This window comes from Streptomyces gamaensis, from assembly GCF_042656465.1.
Lineage (GTDB): Bacteria > Actinomycetota > Actinomycetes > Streptomycetales > Streptomycetaceae > Streptomyces > Streptomyces gamaensis.
Genome location: NZ_JBHSPB010000011.1, coordinates 105016 through 120572, shown reverse-complemented (window position 1 = coordinate 120572; position 15557 = coordinate 105016). Strand labels below are relative to the sequence as shown.

The 15557-nt window shown below is 71.7% G+C and carries 16 protein-coding genes; 12 read left to right on the top strand and 4 right to left on the bottom strand.

What is annotated here, in order from left to right:
* Window positions 1–99: 99 nt before the first annotated feature.
* Window positions 100–1374, bottom strand: coding sequence for an FAD-dependent oxidoreductase (locus ACFP1Z_RS19265; protein ID WP_390317692.1), 1275 nt, complete (start codon window positions 1372–1374; stop codon window positions 100–102).
* 131 nt (window positions 1375–1505) lie between these two features.
* On the opposite strand from ACFP1Z_RS19265, the gene ACFP1Z_RS19260 reads away from it, so the two are divergent.
* The 8 genes from ACFP1Z_RS19260 (at window position 1506) to ACFP1Z_RS19225 (ending at window position 7835) form a co-directional block, all read left to right on the top strand.
* The gene (locus tag ACFP1Z_RS19260) at window positions 1506–2318 is read left to right on the top strand and encodes an ABC transporter ATP-binding protein (protein WP_390317691.1); all 813 of its coding nucleotides are present in this window, start codon (window positions 1506–1508) and stop codon (window positions 2316–2318) included.
* Window positions 2315–3238, top strand: coding sequence for an ABC transporter permease (locus ACFP1Z_RS19255; RefSeq protein WP_390317690.1), 924 nt, complete (start codon window positions 2315–2317; stop codon window positions 3236–3238). The genes ACFP1Z_RS19260 and ACFP1Z_RS19255 overlap by 4 nt, the downstream gene beginning before the upstream one ends.
* A gap of 23 nt (window positions 3239–3261) precedes the next feature.
* On the top strand, window positions 3262–4236 hold the full coding sequence (locus tag ACFP1Z_RS19250) for an ABC transporter substrate-binding protein (RefSeq protein WP_390317689.1): 975 nt from the start codon (window positions 3262–3264) through the stop codon (window positions 4234–4236).
* Window positions 4237–4328: 92 nt separating this feature from the next.
* Complete coding sequence (locus ACFP1Z_RS19245; protein ID WP_390317877.1) at window positions 4329–5159, top strand: ABC transporter ATP-binding protein; 831 nt, start codon at window positions 4329–4331, stop codon at window positions 5157–5159.
* Window positions 5156–5935 (top strand): ABC transporter permease, encoded by a 780-nt coding sequence (locus ACFP1Z_RS19240; protein ID WP_390317688.1) that lies wholly within the window; start codon window positions 5156–5158, stop codon window positions 5933–5935. The genes ACFP1Z_RS19245 and ACFP1Z_RS19240 overlap by 4 nt, the downstream gene beginning before the upstream one ends.
* Window positions 5936–6032: 97 nt before the next feature.
* Window positions 6033–7094, top strand: a complete 1062-nt coding sequence (locus ACFP1Z_RS19235; protein ID WP_390317687.1) for an ABC transporter substrate-binding protein — start codon at window positions 6033–6035, stop codon at window positions 7092–7094.
* Window positions 7095–7150: 56 nt separating this feature from the next.
* Window positions 7151–7351: a hypothetical protein gene (locus ACFP1Z_RS19230; RefSeq protein ID WP_390317686.1), complete on the top strand. Its 201-nt coding sequence runs from the start codon at window positions 7151–7153 to the stop codon at window positions 7349–7351.
* A 22-nt stretch (window positions 7352–7373) separates the two neighbouring features.
* Complete coding sequence (locus tag ACFP1Z_RS19225; protein WP_390317685.1) at window positions 7374–7835, top strand: cupin domain-containing protein; 462 nt, start codon at window positions 7374–7376, stop codon at window positions 7833–7835.
* A gap of 135 nt (window positions 7836–7970) precedes the next feature.
* On the opposite strand, the gene ACFP1Z_RS19220 is transcribed toward ACFP1Z_RS19225, so the two are convergent.
* The 3 genes from ACFP1Z_RS19220 to ACFP1Z_RS19210 form a co-directional block, all read right to left on the bottom strand.
* Window positions 7971–8513: an RICIN domain-containing protein gene (locus ACFP1Z_RS19220; protein WP_390317684.1), complete on the bottom strand. Its 543-nt coding sequence runs from the start codon at window positions 8511–8513 to the stop codon at window positions 7971–7973.
* 143 nt (window positions 8514–8656) lie between these two features.
* Window positions 8657–9913, bottom strand: coding sequence for an amidohydrolase family protein (locus tag ACFP1Z_RS19215; RefSeq protein ID WP_390317683.1), 1257 nt, complete (start codon window positions 9911–9913; stop codon window positions 8657–8659).
* Window positions 9914–9968: 55 nt separating this feature from the next.
* On the bottom strand, window positions 9969–10634 hold the full coding sequence (locus ACFP1Z_RS19210; RefSeq protein ID WP_390317682.1) for a response regulator: 666 nt from the start codon (window positions 10632–10634) through the stop codon (window positions 9969–9971).
* Window positions 10635–11068: 434 nt separating this feature from the next.
* Between ACFP1Z_RS19210 and ACFP1Z_RS19205 the strand changes: the two genes are divergently transcribed.
* The 4 genes from ACFP1Z_RS19205 to ACFP1Z_RS19190 all read left to right on the top strand — a co-directional run bounded on the left by ACFP1Z_RS19205 (window position 11069) and on the right by ACFP1Z_RS19190 (window position 15425).
* Window positions 11069–12214, top strand: coding sequence for a sensor histidine kinase (locus tag ACFP1Z_RS19205; RefSeq protein ID WP_390317681.1), 1146 nt, complete (start codon window positions 11069–11071; stop codon window positions 12212–12214).
* Window positions 12215–12258: 44 nt separating this feature from the next.
* Complete coding sequence (locus tag ACFP1Z_RS19200; protein ID WP_390317680.1) at window positions 12259–12942, top strand: response regulator; 684 nt, start codon at window positions 12259–12261, stop codon at window positions 12940–12942.
* Between the two features lie 111 nt (window positions 12943–13053).
* Window positions 13054–14280, top strand: coding sequence for a sensor histidine kinase (locus tag ACFP1Z_RS19195; protein WP_390317679.1), 1227 nt, complete (start codon window positions 13054–13056; stop codon window positions 14278–14280).
* Window positions 14281–14555: 275 nt separating this feature from the next.
* Entirely contained in the window at window positions 14556–15425 is an 870-nt protein-coding gene (locus ACFP1Z_RS19190) for a hypothetical protein (protein WP_390317678.1), read from the top strand.
* Window positions 15426–15557 lie beyond the last annotated feature (132 nt).

The window sequence follows — 15557 nt, the reverse complement described above, 5'->3', positions numbered from 1 at the left end:
TTGCCTACCCGTCATCCTGTGGAAACACTGCGGTTTCCGGCCATTTCGCGTCCCCTGCCCCGGGGCACCTCACACGAAAGCTCTCTACACGAAGGCGCCCTACACGAAGGCTCCCTGCCGCAGCAGTTCGGTCCGGATCGCCGGCACCACGTGCTCGGTGCCGCGCGCGTACAGCGCGGCCGCGACGCCCGCCGCGTGGCCGGTGGCGAAGGCGGTGCCCATGACCCGCAGGGAGGCGAAGGCGTCGTCGTCGGAGCCGGTGAGGCGGCCGGCGGCCCACAGGTTGTCCAGGTCGGCCGAGCAGATCGCCCCGTAGGGGATGTCGTACCAGCCCTTGCCCTCGATGGGGACGTAGCGGGTGACGCCCGGTCCCGCGTGGTCCTCGACGGGCCAGCCGCAGCGGGCGATGGACTCGCCGGGCCGTTTGCGGGCGGCCAGGACGTCGCTGCCGCGCACCTCCTCGCGGGCGCGCAGCCGCCGGGACTCGCGGATGCCCAGCTGGGGGCCGGTGGCGAGGAGATACGCGCCCTCCCAGCCGGGCAGGTGGGCGCGGAAGGCGTCGAGGTAGTCCCGGGCCTGCCGGCGGGCGTTGATCTCGGCGGCCGTGAGGGCGGCCGCGTCGAGGGTGTCGGCGTGCTCGTCGGCGAGGAGGGCGATGATCTCCCCGGTGACCGGGAGGCGGGCGAGAACGCCCTGTTCGCGGGGGAGGGGCCGGGACGAGCGTCTGTTGTGGGCGGTGACGGCGGCCCGTACGCCCTCGCGGGAGAGGTCCGCGTCGGGCGCCACCCCGCCGTAGCGGGAGACGAGCGTACTGGTCTGCCGGTCGGCGAGCGGGGCGATCCGTACGCCCGCGCCGGACAGGGCGCACAGCGCGCCGTCGCCGCTCGCGTCGACGAAGGCCCGCGCGCGGACGCGGTGCCGGCCGCCGGGGCCGGCGATCTCGATCTCCCGCAGGCGGCCGTCCTCCTGCCGGGCGCCGACGAGCGTGCTGTGCAGGCGGACGTCGACGCCGGCCGCCGCGGTCTCCTCGTCGAGGACGGCCTTGGTGGTCTCCACGTCCAGCAGGACGAAGTGGTTGCCGCTCCAGGAGAAGGAGCCCTCCTGGTAGACGCCGCGCTGGTGGAGCCTGCGCAGTACGCGGCCGCCGACGCCGTCGACGACGCGACGCCGGCTCTGGTCGAAGAAGCCGCAGTAGATGGACACGGAGGAGGCCGTGGCCGCGCCGCCCAGGAACGCGTACTTCTCGATCAGCCGGGTGCGGCAGCCCGTGCGGGCCGCGCCCGCGGCGGCGGCCACGCCCGCCGAGCCGCCACCCACCACGACGACGTCGAATTCCTCGACGGCTTGCGGCTGCTTTTCCTCGGGACTGTGCATTCGGGCAGCCTAAGCAGAATCCCGCCACCGATTCATAGGGCAAAAGGACGAGATCGTATCGGCCGTTCAGCCATGTTTTTGTAGCCGAACGGAGACTGCCGTCGCGGGAACTCCGCGGATAGCTTCTTCACGTGAATGCCCCACCCAGCGAAGATCATCATCCGGTACTGCCCGCAGTGCTGTCCGCGGAAGGAATAGACCACTTTTTCGTCTCTCCCGAGGGGACGGTCCTACAGGCCCTGGACCAGGTGTCGCTGTCGGTGGCGGACGGGGAATTCGTCTGTGTCGTCGGCCCGTCCGGCTGCGGCAAATCGACGCTGCTGCGCATTCTCGGCGGGCTCGACGCGCCCTCGGCGGGCGAGGTGCGGCTGCGGCCGGAGCTGTCGGTGGTCCCACCGGTCGCCTTCGTCTTCCAGGACTGCGGAGTCCTGCCGTGGCTCACGGTGCGCGCGAACGCGGCGTTCGGGCTGCGCATGTCCGGCGTCGGGAGAAAACTCTCCGACGGGGTCGCGGACCGCTGGCTGGCCCGCGTGGGCCTGTCGGAATTCGCCGACAGCTATCCCGACCGCCTCTCGGGCGGAATGCGGCAACGCCTCGCGCTGGCCCGGGCGTTCGCTTCCGGCAGCCCGGTCCTGCTCATGGACGAGCCGCTGGGCGCCCTCGATCCGCAGAACCGGCTGCTGATGCAGGAGCACCTGCTGCGGCTGTGGGAGCAGGAGCACAAGACAGTGGTCCTGGTGACGCACTCCATCGACGAGGCCCTGCTGCTGGGCGACCGGGTCCTGGTGATGTCCGACCGTCCCGGACGGATCACGGACACCTTCACCGTGCCCTTCCCCCGCCCGCGCACCGCCGCCGTCCAGGACACCACGGCCTTCGCCCGCCTGCGGGTCCGCGTACGGCAGGCGCTGCGCGCGCACCGGCCCGAGGAGGCGGCGCGATGAGCACGCATACCGCTGCCGCCCGCGAGCAGGCGGTCCGTACGGCCGTCGCGCAGGCGCGCAAGGACGCCGCCCGGTCGCTGATACCGGCCGTCGCGCTGCCCCTGCTGCTGCTCGGCGGCTGGGAGGCCGCGGCCCGTACGGGCGTGGTGGACGCTCTGCTGTTCCCGCCGCCCACGCGCATCGTCGGCCGTCTGGCCGCGATGGCCGCCGACGGCGAACTGGGCGAGCACGTGGCGGCCACACTGGGCCGACTGCTGCCCGGTTACGCGCTGGGCACGCTGGGCGGGGCCGCCGCCGGTTTCGCGATGGGGGTGTCGCGGACCGTACGGGCCGCGCTGGGGCCGCTGTTCGCCGCCCTGTACTGCGTGCCGAAGACCGCGACCCTGCCGCTGCTGCTGCTCGTCTTCGGGCTCACCGAGACGCCCAGGGTGCTCTCCGTCGCCATCACGGTGTTCTTCGTGATGCAGATCAACACCCTGGCCGGGGTGCGGCAGATCGATCCGCGCATGCTGCAGACGGCGCGCTCCTACGGGGCGTCGGGGCTGCGGCTGCTGCGGTTCGTGCTGCTGCCCGGGGCCCTGCCCGCCATGCTGACGGGACTGCGCACCGCGATCGGGCTGGGTGTCGTGGTCGTGGTGGCCGTGGAGTTCGTGGCCTCCGAGCGCGGCCTGGGCTTTCTGATCTGGAATTCCTGGACGCTGTTCCAGCCGGACCGGATGTACGTGGGGCTGCTGACCGTCGCCCTGCTGGGGGCGGTACTGGCCGCGGCCGTGACGGTCGCCGAACGGTGGCTCGTGCCGTGGCGGGCCGTCCGTCCCCCGCTCCTCGCCCGCTGGCGTGTGCTGCTGCGGGCCGGTACGTCCCGCCCCCTCAAGAACGTCAACCCGACTGCCGTGACCGGCATCGACCCATTGCCGTGACCGGCATCGAAAGGAAACACCCCGTGCGTCGTCGTCCCCTCCCGCTGCTCGCTCTGCTGTCGGGCCTCGCGCTGCTCGCCACCGCCTGTGGCGGAGGCGGCAGTTCGGGCAAGGAGTCCGCCAAGGCGTCCGGCGGGACCACCGTGAAAGTGGCGCACGTGCCCTCCACGCTGTTCGCTCCGCTGTATCTCGCCGACGCCAAGGGCTACTTCAAGGAGCAGGGCCTGAACGTCGATCTCCAGAAGGTCAAGGCGGGGCAGGACGCGGTGCCGCTCGCGGGCACCGGGAAGGTGGACGCGGTCGTCGCCGGGTTCTCCGCCGGGCTGTTCAACGGTCTCGCCCAGGGCCTGAAGGTGAAGGTCGTCGCCTCCATGGGCGCCTCGACCGGGGAGCAGCCCTCCCCCACCGCCCTGGAGGTCGCCCAGCGGCTGCTGGACTCCAAGGAGGTCGGCAAGCCCGCCGATCTGCGCGGCCGCAAGGTCGCGGTGGCCGGCGGCGCCGGAGCGGCCGGCGGCTACCAACTGGCCGCCACCCTGCGCGAGTCGGGCCTGACCCTCAAGGACGTGACGGTCGTCAACGTGCCGATCCCCGACATGGCGAACGCGCTCGCGGACGGCGGTGTCGACGCGGCCCTGGCGCCCGCGCCGTTCACGACGGCCATGGAGGAGCGGGGCGTGGCGAAGCCGGTGGCCGTTCCGCCGCGCGGCACCACGGCCACCGGTGTGGTCTTCGGCAACGACTTCGCCGACAAGCCCGCTGCGGAGAAGTTCCTGACCGCGCTGCGCAAGGGTGCCGCCGATCTGCAGGGTCAGGGCGCCCGGGCCGAGGAGAACCTGACCATCCTCGCGAAGGCCACCGGCCAGAAGCTCGACGTGCTCCGCAAGACCCCGCCCTACCAGTGGGACCCGCAGCTCGCCGCCGACCAGGGGCAGTTGAAGGCCATGCGGCAGGCGTACCGCGACGCGGGCCTGCTGAAGGGGAAGGCGGCGGAGGAGTAATGGGCGCCGCGGGGAGAAGGCCGGACAGCGGGCCCGGGGTGCGTCCGGCAGCGGGCGCACCGGCCGCTGCGGAGCCGGATCACGAGCCCGCGCTGCCCGCCGTCCGCCGCGCCGCGGACAGCGGTACGGCCACGGGCGTCCCCGCCGCCGTCGCCCTGCGCGGGGTCGGCTTCTCCTACGGGCCGGAGCGGTCCGTCCTGCGCGGCGTGGACCTGAGCGTGCCGCCCGGCCGTTTCGTGTCCGTCGTGGGCCCGTCCGGCTGCGGCAAGTCCTCGCTGCTGCACCTGGTCGCCGGTCTGGCGGCCCCGGACGCGGGGACGGTCGAGCTGCTGGGCCGGCCCGTGAACGGGCCGCGCCGCGAGGTCGGTTACGTCTTCCAGCGGGACGTACTGCTGCCCTGGCGCACCCTGGAGCAGAACGTCGCGCTGGGTCCGCAGCTGGCCGGTACCGGGCGGGCGGCGCGGCTGCGGGAGGCCCGTGAGTGGCTGGCCCGGGTGGGCCTGGCCGGTTTCGAGGACTCCTTTCCGCACCAGGTCTCCGGCGGTATGCGCCGGCGGGCCGCCATCGCGCAGACGTGGATCACCGGTCCTGAGGTGCTGCTGATGGACGAGCCGTTCAGCGCGGTGGATGTGCAGATGCGGATGATCCTCGGCAACGAACTGCTGGACCTGTGGGGCGAGTCGGGCCGCACGGTCGTGTTCGTCACCCACGACCTGGAGGAGGCCGTGGCCCTGTCCGACGAGGTGGTCGTGCTGTCGTCGGGTCCGGCGAGCACGGTCGTGGGCCGCTTCCCGGTGCCGTTGGAACGGCCGCGGGACCTGCTGGACATCCGTACCCGCCCGGCCTTCCGCGAGGTGTGCGACCGGGTCTGGCAGTCCCTGCGCGACGAGGTGGCGGCGGCGTACGGGGAGGCCGGGCGATGAGCCTTCGGCTGCTGCACGGACGCCGCCTCGTACGCCTGCTGGTGCACGTGGTGCTGGCGGTGCTGCTGATCGGGGGCTGGGAACTGGCGGCCGCCCGGGGCTGGATCGACCCGTTCTACGTCAGCCGGCCCAGTGCGATCGGCGGCCGGGTCCGCGAGTGGTTCGCCTCCGGCACGATCTGGCCGCACCTGCGGGTCACGGCGACCGAGGCACTGCTCGCGCTGGTGCTGGGGCTGGTCCTCGGGCTGGCGGCGGGCTTCCTGTGCGGCCGGTCCCGTACGGTCTCGGCGCTGGCGGGTCCGTACCTGAAGGTGCTCAACTCGCTGCCGCGCGTGGTGCTCGCGCCGCTGTTCCTCATCTGGTTCGGGCTGGGGATCTGGTCGAAGGTCGCCTTCGGCGTGACGCTCGTCTTCTTCGTGGTCTTCTTCAACGTCTACCAGGGCGTACGGGACGTGGACCCGGTGCTGGTGGAGCACGTGCGGATGCTGGGCGCGGGCCAGGCCGCGCTGCTGCGGCACGTGTATCTGCCCTCGGCGCTGACGTGGGTGTTCTCCAGCCTGCACGCGGGGGTGGGGTTCGCGCTGGTGGGCGCGGTGGTCGGCGAGTACCTGGGGGCGTCCGAGGGCGTCGGCTATCTCATCTCGCAGGCGGAGGGCGTCCTGGACACCACCGGCGTGTTCGCGGGGATGGCGGTCCTCGGGGCGCTGGTGATGGTGATCGACCTGGTGACGCGGGGCGCGGAACGGCGACTGCTGCGGTGGAAGCCGTCGCGATGAGGCCCCTCGTCCCTTCGGCGCCGTGCCCGCCGCCACGGCTTCCCCTTCTCCCGACTCCTCCGACATCCCCCCACACCTCAAGAAAGGCCGAAATCCCATGAGGCTCCTGCGACTTCCCCGCCTGCCGGTGCGACGTGCGCTCGCCGCCGGACTGGCCGTGACGACCGCGTTCGCGCTGGCCGCCTGCCAGGCGTCCTCCGCGGACAAGGCCGGCGGGCGGACCAAGGTCACGCTCGGCGTCGGCGGGCAGCCGCTGCTGCCGTACCTGCCGACGACGCTGGCCGAGCAGCTGGGCTACTACAAGGACGAGGGCCTCGACGTCCAGTTGCAGGACCTCAAGGGCGGGTCGAAGGCGCTGCAGGCGCTCCAGGGCGGCAGCGTCGACGTCGTCTCCGGCTACTACGACCACACCGTGCAGATGCAGGCCAAGGGCAAGGACGTCCGCGCCTTCGTCAATCTGCTGCGTACGCCCTCGCTGGTCCTCGCGGTCTCGCCGAAGGCGGGCCGGACGATCGAGTCGGTCAAGGACCTCAAGGGCGCCAAGGTCGGGATCACCGCGCCCGGTTCGTCCACCGACTTCTTCCTCAAGTACTTGCTGACGAAGAACGGCCTGCAGGCCGACGACGCCTCCGTGCAGGCGGTCGGCGGCGAGGCCGGCGCGGTGGCCGCGATGGAGTCGGGCCGCGTCGACGCCGCCGTGATGGTGGATCCGGCGGTCTCGCTGCTCCAGCAGAAGCTGGGCGGCAGCGAGAAGGTGCGGCTGCTCGCCGACACCCGCACCCCGGAGGGCGCCGAGCAGACCTTCGGGGTGAAGAGCTATCCGGCGGCGGTCTTCTACGCCGGCGGCTCCTGGCTGCAGCGCAACCCGGAGACCGCGCGGAAGCTGACGCGTGCGATGACGCGCACTCTGCGCTGGATCCAGGAGCACTCCGCCGCCGAGATCGCGCAGAAGATGCCCGCCGCGTACGCGGCCGGTTCGGTGGACGTCTACCGCGCCGCCGTGGATCACGCCAAGCCCGGTTTCTCCCCGGACGGGCTGACCGACGAGGCCGGGGCGCGGGCCGCGGCCGAGCTGCAGAAGTCGTTCTCGCCCGAGGTGTCCGGCAAGGACATCGACATCTCCCGTACCTACACCAACGAGTTCGTCGTTAGCGACTGATGCCGTTACCGACTCATGTCGTACCAACCGATGCCGTACCGACTGATGGGGAAACCGTGCTGATCGAAATCCTCCGGAAGGTCGCGCGATCCGTGGACTGGACGGCGCTGCGGTGGAGTCTGCCGTGTGTACCGGAGTTCGTGTTCGTGGAGCCGTGGGACGAGGAGTGGCCGGGGCCGGGCGGGGACGGTCAGCAACCAGAACGGCGCGCCGACGCCCGTGACCGGGCCGACGCGCGCGCACAGGAGAATCCGTGAATTTCGAGAGGAGTTGGCAGCAGTGAGAATCACACGCGGGCTCGGTCTGGTGGCGGCCGCGGCGGCCATCGTGATGACGGCCGGTTTCGTTCTGCCGTCGGATGCCGCGACCGCCTCGGAGCCGGAGGCCAAGGAGATCGCGGAGGGGCAGCAGCCGGGTCCGGTCGAGGTGAAGGTGGACGGGCCGGTCCAGGTCAATTTCCGGGAGATCACCATTCCGCCGGGCGGCTCCACGGGACAGCACTGCCACTACGGGCAGCTGGTCGGGGTCGTGAAGTCCGGCGAACTCACGCACAAGGCGCCGGACCACCCCGGCGGCGTCCATGTCTACAAGGCGGGCGATTCCCTCGTCGAGGGCAAGGGTTACATCCACGAGGGACGCAACGAGGGCAAGGAGCCCGTGGTGTTGTGGGTGACCTACATGACGCCGAAGGGGAAGCCGCTGGCGGAGTCGGACCTCACCAAGTGCGACAGCGGGAAGTGAACCCGCGCTGCCCGCTGGGGCGGTCAGCGCGGTGGGCCGGGGACGGCTGCGCGTCCCCGGCCCACCGGCCGTCCTTCAGGTCGAGCGGCGGCTTACCGCGTCACCGCTCGCCATGCATACGGATCCGAATACGGATCAGCCCTTGACCCACTGGCCGACCTTCGGGACGTTGGAGCCCTTCTTGTAGCCCCACTGCTGGGCCTTGGCGCCGTTCTTCGCCACGTCCTTGTTGTCGATCTCCAGGTTCTTGCCGTTCGCGGCATTCACAATGGAGTACGCGCCCTTGCCGAGGGCCTTCACGATCCACTGGCCGTTCTTCGGGACGTTGGAGCCCTTGTAGCCCCACTGCTGGACCTTGGCGCCGTCCTTGTTCACGTCCTTGTTGTCGATCTCCAGGTTCTTGCCGTTCGCGGCATTCACAATGGAGTACTTGCCGTTACCGAGACCCTTCAGGATCCACTTGCCCTGCTTCGGGGCGGGACTCCGCTTGTAGTCCCACTGCTGGACCTTCGCGCCGTCCTTCTGCAGCTCCTTGTTGTCGATCTCCAGGTTCTTGCCGCTGCCCGCGTTCTTGAACGTGACGGTGGAGGCGGCGCTGGCCGGGGCGGCCATGGCGGTGCTCACCGCGCACAGCACCGCAGCGGTCGCGACGGGGTAGGCAAAACGAGAGAGTTTCATTTTCCGCAAGGTCCTTTTTGTCTTGTGGACTGGGCTTGATCAAGCTACTGCGCTCAAGGTTCCCCCGCCTATCAGCAGTACGGCCGATCTTGTCGTGACCAAAAGAACTATCCGCGGCCCCAAAGAGGTTGAGCGCTGAATTGTCAGCGCACCCGGATTCCCTCGCGGAACACGGCTCTGACATCACGGAGTGCGGTGATGTCGGTGAGGAGACCGGGGCCGACCGCCAGCAGGTCGGCGTCCCGGCCCGGCGCGAGCATCCCCTTGCGGTCCTGCGCGCGGCAGGCGATCGCGGCCTCGGACGTGGCGGCGCGCAGCGCCTCGACGGGCGTCATGCCGATGCCGACGAGGGCCTCGATGCCGTGGGGGAGGACGTTGTGCGGCTTGTCGGGGGCTATGCCCGCGTCGCTCCCGGCGGTCATGCGGGCGCCTGCCGACAGCAGCCGTCTGCGGACCTCGCGGATACCGCTGCGGCGTGCCGCCGCGCCCGTGGACAGCGGCCGGGCTCCGGGGCGTTGGCCGACCGTGGTGCCGACGAAGACGCCGCTGCGCACGATCTTGTGGATCGCCCCGGCGTCCGCTGCGACGCCGTCCACGGTCATGAAGGTCACGTGCTCGATGCCGTCGAATCCGGCGTCCACGGCGTCGACGACGGCCTGTCCGCCGTGCACGTGCGCGACGGCGGGCAGCCCCAGCCGGTGGGCCTCCTCCACGGCGGCGCGCAGTTCCCGGGGCCCGTACTGGGAGAGGTGCGCGGCGCTGCCCGGTGTCATCACGCCGCCGCTGGCCATCACCTTCACCACGGAGCAGCCCCGCGCGTGGCGTTCGCGCACGGCGGCCCGTACGGCGTCGGCTCCCCGCGCCTCGCCGCCGAGGAAGTGGCAGTGGCCGCCGGGCACGGTGAGGGGCGGCCCGGAGGCGACGATGTGCGGGCCCGTCCCCGGGTGTGCCGCGATGTCGCGTGCCAGGGCCAGCGAGAGGTAGTTGCGGTCGCCCAGGTCCCGTACGGTGGTGACGCCGGCGTGCACGGCCGTACGGGCCGCGGCCCGCATGGCCGTGAGCAGGGTCGTGTCGTCGGTGTCCGGCAGTCGTCCCGCGACGTCGTCCTGGGCGTCGAAGCACAGGTGCACGTGCGTGTCGATGAGCCCGGGCAACAGCCAGGCCCCCGCGCCCAGATCGACGACCTCGGCGTGCGCGGGGGGCATGGATCCGCTGGTGTCGACGGCCGTGATGCGGCGGCCTTCGGTGAGTACCGTGCCCGGGCCGAGGGCGCGGCGGCCGTCGAAGAGGTTTCCGGCCCGGACGGCCAGGACGGCCGGGCGGGCCGGGCCTGTCCGCCCCCGGTCCGGGGGGCACGGCGCCCGGTCGTGCGGGGCGTTCTGCGGCTGGTCGCTGATCACTTGCGTCCTTCGGCGAGTGGAACGGCGGCGGCCCGGCCGCGGGACCGGCGTTCAACTACCGTTCGGTGTCGGCCAGTCCCGCGTCGTACGCGAGGATCGCCGCCTGTGTGCGGTTGTCGAGGGAGAGCTTGGCGAGCATGCGCGAGACGTACGTCTTCACGCTGGCCTGGGAGAGGTACAGGCGCTGTGCTATCTGAGAGTTCGTCAGTCCTGCGCCGATCAGCTCCAGTACGCGTCTCTCGCTGCCGCTGAGCTGCGCCAGGCGCTGCTGGAGGTCGGCACCGCAGGAGCGGTCGGGGGTGGTCGTCGCGCGGCGGACGAGGTTGTCGAGCACTTCCGGGGAGACGACGCGTCCCCCGGCGACGACGGTGCGCAGGGCGGCGGCCAGTTGCCGGGAGCAGAGGTCCTTCAGCAGGAAGCCGGAGGCGCCGGCCTCCAGGGCGTCGAGGACGCGGTCGTCGACGTCGAAGCTGGTGAGCATGAGGACCCTGGGCGGCCGGCTGAACCGCATGAGCTGCCGGGTCGCGGCGATCCCGTCGACGCCCGGCATGCGCACGTCCATGAGGACCACGTCGGGCCGGTGCGTGCGCGCTTTGCTCAGGGCCTCCGTGCCGTCGGCGGCCTCGGCGGTCACCTCGAACTCCGGTGTGGTGCCGACCAGCAGGCTCAGGCTGGAGCGGATCGACGCCTGGTCGTCGGCGATGAGTACGGACGCGGCCACGGGGGCTCCCTCGCTCGTCATCCCCCGTGAACGGCCTTGATCACGTCGAACACTGTCATGCCCCGGGAAGCGGGCATAAGGGACCTAAGACCCGGCCGTTCGCGCCGAAGGTCCCGGCGGTTCCACCGAACCGACCAGTAGGAATTTATTTGCGACTTTACGCAAGTGGTGAGCTAGGGTGGGAAATCCACCGGGCTTCCGAGGACATCGCGCTGACGGGTGTTCACATGTCCCGGGTGCGCGGGCTGTCCGTGCGGCGACCCCGCAACCCGGGGCGCCACGGCCAGAAGTCATGGGCCAGGGGCCATATCCGCCGTCTTCCGGCCGAGTTCATGACGCTTCGTGTTCGCACGGGCCGCAGGCCGACGTCCGGTTCGAAGAAACGCATCGCCATGACAACAGACCACCTTCGCCCTCCGGGCCGAGCCGTCGGCGTGTCCGACCGGCGGTCGCTGTGCGACCTCGGCATCGCGCTGCTCGTCGCCGTCGCCTCCTGTCTGCAGCTACACTCGCTGAGCGAGACGGGTCTGGTGCGCGGCTATCCCGCCTCCGCGGCCATCGCCGTCGCGGCCGCCGCCACCCTCGTGCTGCGCCGCCGGTGGCCCGAGATCTGTCTGCTCGCGGCACTGGGGGCGAGTCTGGCCTCCGACGAGCGCACCGCGCTGTTCGCCGCCGCGTACGCCGTGGCGCACTACGGCGGCCGGCTGCGGTTCGCGCTCGTCGCCGGGGCGGCCCTGTTCTATCTGCTGACCCGGCACGTCACGGGGATCGCCGACGCCGGTCAGGAGCGGCTGTACTACGGGGTCGTCGTCGAGATCGTCTTCCCGGCGGCGGCCGGCGCCCTCGTCCGGCACCAGCGTTCGCTGCGCGCCCTGCTGCACGAGCGGCTGGAGCGCGCGCAGAGCGCGGTGGACAGCGCGATCCGTTTCGCGCTGCTGGAGGAGCGCACCCGGCTGGCCTTCGACATCCACGACCACATCGGCCACCAGGCGACCTTCCTCGCGCTGCGCGCGGGCGCGCTCCAGCGGATGCCGGAGCTGCCGGAGGAAGCCCGCAAGGGCGCCCTCGCCGTACAGGAGTCGGCACACCAGGTGATGGCGGACCTGCGGCAGATGCTGGGAGTGCTGCGCGACGGCGACGGCCGGCAGGCCACCCTGAGCGGCCCCACCAGTTGCGCGGAGTTCCTGGCGGCGCTGGTGCGCAACATGTCCGCCGTGGGCATGGCCGCCCGCTGCCGGCTCAACGGCACGGCCCGCCCGCTGCCGCCCGCCACCGAGCAACTGCTGTTCCGGATCTGCCGCGAGGCGTTCACCAACGCCGCCAAGCACGCCCCGGGTGCGGAGGTACGGGCCGAGCTGTCCTTCGAGCACGAGCGGGTCGTCCTGGACGTGGGCAACGGACCGCCCGACGGGGCCGCCCTGCTGCGCAGCTCCGGCCGGATGGGGCTGACGGGGCTGCGGCTGCGGGTCGCGGACGCCGACGGGGAGCTGTCGGCCGGGCCGACGCCCGACGGCGGTTTCCGGGTGACGGCGGTCCTGCCCGTACCGCCGCCGGAGCCGGCGCCCGATCCCGCTCCCTGAAGACGTACGCACGCCGCCGCACCGACCGAGATCGAGAGGGAGCCATGCCCATCCGCGTAGCGATCGTGGACGACCAGGCCATCATCCGCATGGGGCTGACCATGCTGGTCGACTCCCACGAGGACTTCGAGGTCGTCTTCGAGGCGACGGACGGTGCCGAGGCCGTCGCCCAGGTCACCGCGCACCGGCCCGACATCGTGCTGATGGATCTGACCATGCCCCGTCTCGACGGCGTCGAGGCCACCCGCCGGCTCATGCGGCTGCCGGACCCGCCGACGGTGCTGATCCTCAGCGTCTTCGACACCGACGAGCGCGTCCTGGAGGCGCTCGACGCCGGAGCGGGCGGCTTCCTGCTGAAGGACCTGCGGCCGGAGGAGTTGTTCGCGGCGCTGCACACCGTCATCACCGGATGCCGGGTGATCGCGCCCGAGGTGCTCACGAGCCTGGTGCGCAAGGCCGCCGACCGTACTCCGGTGCGGGTGGGCGGTGCCGGGGAGAAGCTCGACCTGCTGAGCCCCGGCGAACGCCGGGTACTGGCACTGGTCGGGGCCGGCATGACCAACGCGCAGATCGCCCGCGCCCTGCAGCTGTCGGGGGCGAGCGTGAAGACGTACGTCTCGCGCACCCTGGCCAAGCTCGGTCTCGACAACCGCACCCAGGCCGCGCTGATCGCCTACGAGATGGGGCTGACCGCTCCCGTGCCCCGCGCGGGGTCCCCCGGAGGGTGACAGCCGGGTCGACCGTGGTCGACGACGACGTCACCAAGTGGTTGAAGATTGGCCCGCATCTTTCATCCTTTGCCCGACGCGCGCCCGCGCGCCGCATGTCAGCGTGGCGGGATGCGGATGCAGGCGACGAGGATGTGGCTGGCAGGCGGTGCGCACCGGTACGGGCACCCCTCGGACTTCGGCACGGCCGTGCTGGCGGCGGCGCTGACGTTTCTGGTCCTCTCCGACGAGGAGACGCTGGCCTCGGGGCTGGTGCACGACTACGGGACCTGCCTCGCGGTGGGGCTGGCCGGCTCGCTGTCCTTCCTGGTCCGCCGCCGGTGGCCGCTGCTGTGCGCGGCGACGGCCGTCGCCTCCACGCTCGTCACCGACGACCGCACGCTCATGGTCTTCGCCGTCTACGCCCTCGCGCTCTACGGCGGCCGCTTCCGCTATCCCGTCTGCGTGGCGATGGCCGTCGCCTATCAGGCTGTCCGGTACGGCACCGGGGCGCTGACGGGCTGGGAGGTACTGACCGACGTACGCGGCGTCGTCTCGATCGCCATCACGGCCGTGATCGGTGAACTCATGCGCCGCCGCAACGAGTTGATCGAGCTGCTGCGGCACAGGCTCGCGCAGGTGGAGCTGTCCGTGGAGCAGGCGGGCGAGCACACCGTGCTGCAGGAGCGTCACCGCATCTCCTCCGGCCTGCACGAGAACCTGGCCCACGAGGGGACGGCCCTCGTCCTGCACGCCGAGAACCTGCTGCGGCTGCCGGGCCTGCCGGAGGCGGCCCGGCCCTCGCTCCTGGCGGTGCAGGCGGGTGCCCGCCGGGTGATGGCGGACGTGCGGGAGTCCGCGAAGGTCCTGCAGGGCAGACGGGAGGAGCTCGACCCCGGTACCGTCGCGCGGATCTCCTACACCGAGCTGCTGGCGAGCATGGTCCGCAATATGGAGACCATCGGCGTCGACATGGCCTTCGAGTCCACCGGCACACCCCGGGAGCTGCCGGTGCGCGTGGAGCAGGCGATGTACCGGGTGGCGATGGAGGCTCTGGCCGGTGCGGCGAAGCACGCGCCGGACGCGCCGGTGGTGGTGCGGCTGCGATTCACCGACGACGTCACGGAGTTCGAGGTGGACAGCGGCGCTCTGCGCTCGCCCTGGCTGCCGGACGACCCTCTGGCCCGCGGCCTGGACGGGCTGCGGGAGGTGGTGACCGCGGCGGGCGGCACCCTCACCGCGTGCCGGGAGAACGGCGACAGGTACGTGCTGCGGGCACGGTTCGCGGTCGGGAGCCGGGCGTTCCCCGGCGCGGCGGTTCTCGACGCGCGGCAATGGGCGGCATCCGGTGCCGGGTGAGGCGGGGGCATGACGGACGGGCAATTCCCCTGTCCGGTTGAGGACTTTGGACCCGGTCCTTTACCGGGTGACCCCGTGCGAGACTTCCTGGTGAAGATCACCTCGCAGAGATGGGGCGGTATCCCATGCCCGGAAGCGAAGTCGTCACTGCACTGCGGAGAAATCTGCCGGGCCGGCAGCCCGTGCGATCCCGCGCCTACACCCCTCCACCGTCTCCCCTCCGGCACGCTCCGGCCCCCGCGGGCCAGGGGAAGGGCGGACTTTTCTCCTCGCACATGGCGAAGCTCCGCCAAGGCAACCATGAGGCGCGGTTCGCCGCGCTGAGCAGCAGAGCCGCGCAAGCGGTGGAAACCATGGACCGGCCGCTGCCGGCGGGCAGCCAGATAGTACGGCTGGGGGTCGTGCCCACCCTTTTCGAGATGGTGCACGCGGCGCTCCCGAAGGCCCTGCAAACGGACCAGAATTACGCCCTGTTGCAGCAGGAGCTGGACGGGGAACGCCTCGCGGAGAACGGCGCGCGTTTCATCGGCTCCGGGGAACACGTGCTGCCGCAGCTGGAGGGCAGCAGCACGACGTGGAACTACCGGTGCCGGGTACGGGTCTCGCTCAGCGTGGCGGAGCAGCCGGACCGGGTCACCGCGATGACGGGGGCGGGCATGGCGTACTCGCGCCGCGCGAACAGCGCGGTGACCCGGAACAAGGGGGTCACCAGCGGCCCCACCGTCTCCGCGTTGGCCGTGGCCGGCACCCAGCCGGGGATCGGCCAGCCCGGGGGCTCCGCGACCGCCAACGCCGCGTACAAGCGGGAGACCACGAAGGGCTTCAGCCAGACCCTGGGCCACGAGCGGTCCGACAACTTCACCTTCCCCGAAGGCGCCTCTCTCGTCGAGACGCAGGCCCGGCTGCGGGTGCGGATCGACTGGGACAAGCGGCCGCGGGCCCTCGCCACATGGGCCCGGGGCCAGGCTCACAAGGAGCTCACGATGGACGGGCTGGGCTGGTCCAGCTCCGACGGCACGAGGGCGCACGTCCTGGACTTCGAGAACATCTTCGCCAAGGTCCCGCTCACGTACGCCGCGCCGGGCGCGCCGAGTGTGGCGGAGGCGGGCACCAGCACGTCGGCCGAGGGAGAGATCTGGGTCTGAGCGGGCCCGGCCCGGGAAAGTCCGGTACCGCGTCGGCAGGTTCCTGCCGGACCTGCCGACGCGGCTCTCCGGCCGGTGCGTGCGGCCAGGTCCATTCTCCGCCGCTCCGGGGGCATTCACGGTCGGAGAAGG

Coding starts and splice junctions, on each gene's coding strand:
- ACFP1Z_RS19235 (WP_390317687.1), top strand. CDS start 6,033: ATGAGGCTCCTGCGACTTCCCCGCCTGCCGGTGCGACGTGCGCTCGCC.
- ACFP1Z_RS19220 (WP_390317684.1), bottom strand. CDS start 8,513: ATGAAACTCTCTCGTTTTGCCTACCCCGTCGCGACCGCTGCGGTGCTG.
- ACFP1Z_RS19255 (WP_390317690.1), top strand. CDS start 2,315: ATGAGCACGCATACCGCTGCCGCCCGCGAGCAGGCGGTCCGTACGGCC.
- ACFP1Z_RS19265 (WP_390317692.1), bottom strand. CDS start 1,374: ATGCACAGTCCCGAGGAAAAGCAGCCGCAAGCCGTCGAGGAATTCGAC.
- ACFP1Z_RS19190 (WP_390317678.1), top strand. CDS start 14,556: ATGGCGAAGCTCCGCCAAGGCAACCATGAGGCGCGGTTCGCCGCGCTG.
- ACFP1Z_RS19195 (WP_390317679.1), top strand. CDS start 13,054: ATGCGGATGCAGGCGACGAGGATGTGGCTGGCAGGCGGTGCGCACCGG.
- ACFP1Z_RS19200 (WP_390317680.1), top strand. CDS start 12,259: ATGCCCATCCGCGTAGCGATCGTGGACGACCAGGCCATCATCCGCATG.
- ACFP1Z_RS19240 (WP_390317688.1), top strand. CDS start 5,156: ATGAGCCTTCGGCTGCTGCACGGACGCCGCCTCGTACGCCTGCTGGTG.